Source organism: Rhizobacter sp. P2_H2 (assembly GCF_056403375.1).
The window spans coordinates 1-5138 of sequence record NZ_JBFUFP010000339.1 but is presented as its reverse complement, the minus strand read 5'-3'; the positions used below and the strand labels follow the sequence as shown (position 1 = coordinate 5138).

Below are 5138 nucleotides of genomic sequence, written 5' to 3'. Positions count from 1 at the left end.
CCAACTTCTTCAACCAGCAGAGCCGCCGCGCGATCGAGCGGCTGGGCGCCAGGCTCGACGGCATCCTGCGCAGCCACCAGCGCATGCCCAACGGGCTGCTGCGCGACACCTGCGTCTACAGCATCACACGGGCGGAGTGGCCGGCGGTGCAGGCGCATTTGCAGTGGCAACTCGACAAGCCGCGGTGAGCATGTCGCACGGGGGCGATCGCCTGTGAAAATGCAGGCATGCCCTTGCCCTCCGAACCGCCCGTCAGCGTCCCGCTGCGCCCCCGACTTACCCTGCAGACCCTGACCCGCGGCGACGGCCTGCTCGGCATGCGGGCGATGAACGGCTTCGGCCCGCGCGGCCCCAAGCTCAGCATCGCGCGCGTCGAGTGGACCTACGAGGCCGCGCCTGGCCTGCACTGGGAGACGCCGGCGCCCACCAGCGTGCTCGGCAAGCGCCCTTCGCCGACCGAGCTGCTGCGCGGCGCGTGGAACGAGCGCGTCGTGCTCGAGCGCGACCTGGCCGGCGAGGCCGATGCGATGGACCTGCTGTGGTCCAGCGGCCTGCGCCCGCTGCCGATGCAGGCGCTGCAGTGGCGCAGCGCCGACGCCGGCGAAGGCCATCCGCAGCTGTGGACCCTGCCCGAGGAAGTGCAGTTCGGCGACTTCTGGCTCGACCAGGTGCCGCGCCTGCAGGGCCACGGCTGGTCGGTGGTGGTGGCACCGGGCTTCGCGCACATGAGCGCGCCGGTGGAGCGCTGGCGGCTGCTGATCGACCCGGTCACCGGCGCCGAGCAGGGGCGCGAGCTGGTCGATGCGCCGTCGCGCCATCAGACGCCGTTCGGGGCGCTCGGGCAGCCGAAGCGCGAAGGCTCGTTCATGGTGAGCCTCGGGATCGAGGTCGACGGCGAGCCGGTCGACCTGGCGCCGCTGCTGGTCGAGCTGTTCAAGCGCGAGCCGCGCTGGCTCGACGCGCAACAGGTGGCCGACATCCCCGACGACAAGATCATCATGCTGCGCCGTGGCAAGGGCGGGCGCGGCATCGAATCGCCGGCCGGCCCGCTGAAGGCCATCGTCAGCGCGATGCTCGACCTGCTGACCGATCCGAAGCGGCAGGAAGGGCCGATGAAGCTGTCCCACTGGGAGGCCCAGCGCATCGAGGCGCTGCGGCTGAGCCTGATGGACACGCAGGCGGCGCGCGCCGGCGAGCACGGCCGCTGGCAGCTGCAGGGCGATGCCGGCCTCACCGAACTGACGCAGCGGCTGCGCGCGGCCGGCACGCCACCGGCGGTGGCATCGCCGGCGGGCCTCGGGCTCGAGCTGCGCGCGTACCAGCGGCATGGCGTGGCCTGGCTGCAGTACCTGCGCGAGCACCGCCTCGCCGGCATCCTGGCCGACGACATGGGGCTGGGCAAGACGGCGCAGGTGCTGGCCCACCTGCTGATCGAGCAGCAGGCCGGGCGGCTCGACCTGCCGGCGCTCGTCGTGCTGCCGACCTCGCTGATCGCGAACTGGCAGGCCGAGGCGGCGCGCAACGCGCCGGCGCTGCGCGTGCTGACGCTGCAGGGCGTCGACCGGTCGAAGCGCTTCGCCGACACCGCGGGCCACGACCTCGTGCTGACGACCTACCCGCTGCTGTGGCGCGACATCGCCACGCTCGCGCAGCAGCCCTGGCACCTGGTGGTGCTGGACGAGGCGCAGATGGTCAAGAACGCCGGCAGCCGCGCAGCCACCGCGCTGCGCCGTCTGCAGTCGCGCCACCGGCTGTGCGTKACGGGCACGCCGCTGGAGAACCACCTCGGCGAGCTGTGGGCGCATTTCGATTTCCTGATGCCGGGGTTCCTCGGCGACGCGCGCTCGTTCCAGAGGATCTGGCGCAAGCCCATCGAGACGCAGGGCGAGACGCTGCGTGCGCAGCTGCTCGCGCAGCGTGTGCGCCCCTTCATCCTGCGCCGGCGCAAGGACGAGGTCGCGACCGAGCTGCCGGAGAAGACCGAGATGGTCCACCGCGTGCAGCTCGAAGGCCAGCAGCGCGCGCTGTACGAGAGCGTGCGCGTGGCCGCCGACGAACTGGTGCGGCGGCTGCTGAAGCGCACCGGTTTCGGCGGCGCGCAGATCAGCATCCTCGACGCGCTGCTGAAGCTGCGCCAGGTGTGCTGCGACCCATACCTGCTGAAGGGCACCGCGATGGCGCCGACGATGGAGCGCGCGAAGCTCGAGTGGCTGCGCGCGACGCTGCCGGAGCTGCTGGAGGAGGGGCGGCGCATCCTGGTGTTCTCGCAGTTCACCGAGATGCTGGGGCTGGTGGCGGACGAACTCGCCGTGCTGAACCTGCCGCACCTGATGCTGACCGGCGAGACGCCACCCGCCGACCGCGGCGACGTGGTGCGGCGCTTCCAGCAGCGCGAGCTGCCGCTGATGCTGCTGAGCCTGAAGGCGGGCGGCGTCGGGCTGAACCTGACGGCGGCCGACACGGTGATCCACCTCGACCCGTGGTGGAACCCTGCCGTCGAGCAGCAGGCGACGGCGCGCGCCCACCGCATCGGGCAGGACCAGCCGGTGTTCGTCTACAAGCTGGTGGTGGAGGGCAGCATCGAGGAGCGCATGCTGGCGCTGCAGCAGCGCAAGGAGGCGCTGGCCGAAGGCGTGCTGGGCGTGGACGGGGAGGCCACCGTGAAATTCAGCGAGGCCGACCTGAAGGCGCTGCTGGCGCCGCTGGCCTGACGGGCATGTCGATTGCCGCGCTGGAGGGTGTTCCCACCCACGGAGATCGACATGGCCACGAAATACGGCAAGAAGGCATCCGAGAAGGTCGAGCGTGCGATGCACGAGCGCCACGAAGGCACGCTGAGGAGCGGCACCTCTGGCAAGAAGGTCACGAGCCGCGCGCAGGCGGTGGCGATCGGGTTGTCGGAGGCGCGCAAGGCGGGAGCGAAGGTGCCGGAGAAGAAGTCGTAGCGGCGCGTCAGCGAGACCCGGACCCGCTCACCCTGAGCTTCTCGAAGGGGCGGGCTGAGCCTGTCGAAGCCCTGGTTCCCTAGCGGCCAGGTCCTCCAACGCCGCCCGAACCCCCGCAAACCTGAACCGATACCCCGCCGCCAGCGCAGCACGCGACACCGCGTTCTGCCCGTCGAGCAGCAGCGTCGCCATCTCGCCCGCCAGCGCGCGCATCGGCGCGGCCGGCATGCGCAGGTGCACGCGGCGGCCGAACGATGCGGCCATCGCCGCCGCGAACGCCGCTTGCGGCAGCGTCTCGGGGGCGACGGCATTCAGTGCGCCGTCGATGTCGTCGCGGTCCATCGCGAAGCGCACCATCCCCACCGCGTCATCGAGGTGGATCCACGGCGCCGCCTGCCGCCCGCTGCCCAGCACCGCACCGAGCCCGAAACGCGCAGCCAGCGCCAGCATCGGGTACGCGCCGTCGCCGCGGCCCAGCACCACGCCGAAGCGCATGCGCACGACCCGCACGCCCAGGGCCTCGGCACGCCGCGCCTCGTGCTCGATCGCGGCGCACAGGTCGGACTGGAACTGTCCCGGGCGCGCCGGGCTCGCCTCGTCGAGCGGCTCGAACGAGCCCTCCGGCGACGCGCCATAGAAACCCACCGCCGACGCGCTCACCAGCACGCGCGGCGCCTGCTGCAGGCGCCGCATCAGGCCGAGCAGCGCAGTCGTCCCGTCGACCCGGCTGGCCAGCAGCTCGCGCCGCCGCGCCGCCGTCCACGGCATGCCGAGCACGCGCGCCCCGGCCAGGTGGACCACCGCATCGATGCGCGTCTCCGACGGGATCGCCTCCAGGCTGTCGACCACCCACACGCCCGGGCCGAAGCCCGCACGGGCCTGCCGCAGGTCGCGTGACAGCGCGATCACGCGCCGCCCGTCGCGCCGCAGGCTTGCCACCAGCGTGCTGCCGATGAAGCCGGTCGCGCCGGTGACGAGCACCGCCGGCTCGATGCGGTGCGACGGTTGCGGCGTCGCTGCCGGCGCGGGCTGCACGCGGCCGAGCCGCCGCACCGCCAGCGCATTGCGCACGCTCCACGCCAGCACGCCGATGCCGTACAGCGTGAACAGCCACGACACCCACGCCTGCGCGCCATGCGGCGTCAGCACGAGGGCGCTCGGCTGCTGYGACCAGCCCCACAGCAGCGGCGCGATCAGCGCGATGAAGGCACCGTAGCTGATCGTCAGCAGCGTGTGCAGCAGCCGCTCGAACGGCGGCAGCGCGCGCGTGCGGTCTTCCTCCAGGAAATCCGCCAGCGTGATCACGACCTCGGCCGCCAGCAGCCCGGCCAGCACCGCGGCGAACGCGCCGCGCCATTCGAACCAGCCCAGTCCGATGAAGACGATGCCGTAGATCGCCTCGCGCGCCGCGTGCAGCGCGAGCTCGTGGCGTGCTGACGCACGCTGTGGCAGCCGCGCCTGCAGCTCGTGGTGCCACAGGTTGTCGAAGGCGCCCATCAGGGCCTGGACGGACAGCAGGAGGAAGAGGGTGTTCATCGCGGGTTCTCTCAGAGTTCAGTGTGCGGATCGGCGAACACGCCGGATTGGTGGAAGGTGCGGCCCCACAGCGGATGCACCATCGACAGCGTGAAGCGGAAGAAGCCGCCGCCCAGGTCGGTGTGCATGACGCGGCAGGTGCCCGGCGTCAGCAGCGCCGGCACCGGCAGGCGCAGCCGGCCCCACACCAGCGAGAAGCCGCGGCTCTGGAAGACCAGCGAGCCGCGCTCCTCGAAGACGTCGAGCGCCATGCTCAGGCCGCCGTCGGTGCGCTCGAACAGGCGGCCGTCGGCGTCGAGCTGCTTCGTCGAGCGCACGGTGCGCACGTGGTTCGCACCGAGCATCGCGTTGCGGTGGAAGCCGCGCTCCCAGACGACACCACCGCGGCCGTCATCGCTGACGCGCACCGTGGTCGTCACGCCGCTCGCCTGGATGCGCGTCAGCGGCCCGCCGAACAGCCGCGTCGCCAGTGCATACAGCGCGCCGATGCGCGAGCAGCCCAGCTCCAGGTGGCCGATGTAGGTGGTGTCGCCGTGGGCGCAACCGAAGCGGCGTTGCACCGCGGCCGGCAGCCGGGCCCAGCCGGCAGCGCCGACCAGCGCGGCCAGGTCGAGCGGCGCGGCGCGCGAGGGGCTGCGGCTCGGTGCAGAGGCGCGG

At 72.4% G+C, this 5138-nt stretch carries 5 protein-coding genes; 3 read left to right on the top strand and 2 right to left on the bottom strand.

Annotation, left to right across the window (positions count from 1 at the left end; all coding sequences use genetic code 11):
* The 3 genes from AC1D15_RS17365 to AC1D15_RS17355 all read left to right on the top strand — a co-directional run.
* Positions 1-188, top strand: a 188-nt coding sequence (locus AC1D15_RS17365; RefSeq protein WP_477826951.1) for a GNAT family N-acetyltransferase, incomplete at its 5' end; no start/stop codon positions are given.
* Positions 189-227: 39 nt separating this feature from the next.
* Positions 228-2711, top strand: coding sequence for a DEAD/DEAH box helicase (locus tag AC1D15_RS17360; protein WP_477826950.1), 2484 nt, complete (start codon positions 228-230; stop codon positions 2709-2711).
* A 51-nt stretch (positions 2712-2762) separates the two neighbouring features.
* Positions 2763-2945 (top strand): DUF6496 domain-containing protein, encoded by a 183-nt coding sequence (locus AC1D15_RS17355; RefSeq protein ID WP_477826949.1) that lies wholly within the window; start codon positions 2763-2765, stop codon positions 2943-2945.
* A gap of 27 nt (positions 2946-2972) precedes the next feature.
* On the opposite strand, the gene AC1D15_RS17350 is transcribed toward AC1D15_RS17355, so the two are convergent.
* Both AC1D15_RS17350 and AC1D15_RS17345 read right to left on the bottom strand, forming a co-directional pair.
* Positions 2973-4481 (bottom strand): TIGR01777 family oxidoreductase, encoded by a 1509-nt coding sequence (locus AC1D15_RS17350; protein WP_477826948.1) that lies wholly within the window; start codon positions 4479-4481, stop codon positions 2973-2975.
* 11 nt (positions 4482-4492) lie between these two features.
* A partial coding sequence (locus AC1D15_RS17345) for a DUF4166 domain-containing protein (protein ID WP_477826947.1) occupies positions 4493-5138 on the bottom strand: 646 nt, incomplete at its 5' end.

Bases quoted from the DNA above. Each gene is read 5' to 3' on its own strand.
- AC1D15_RS17355 (WP_477826949.1), top strand. From the start codon at position 2,763: ATGGCCACGAAATACGGCAAGAAGGCATCCGAGAAGGTCGAGCGTGCG.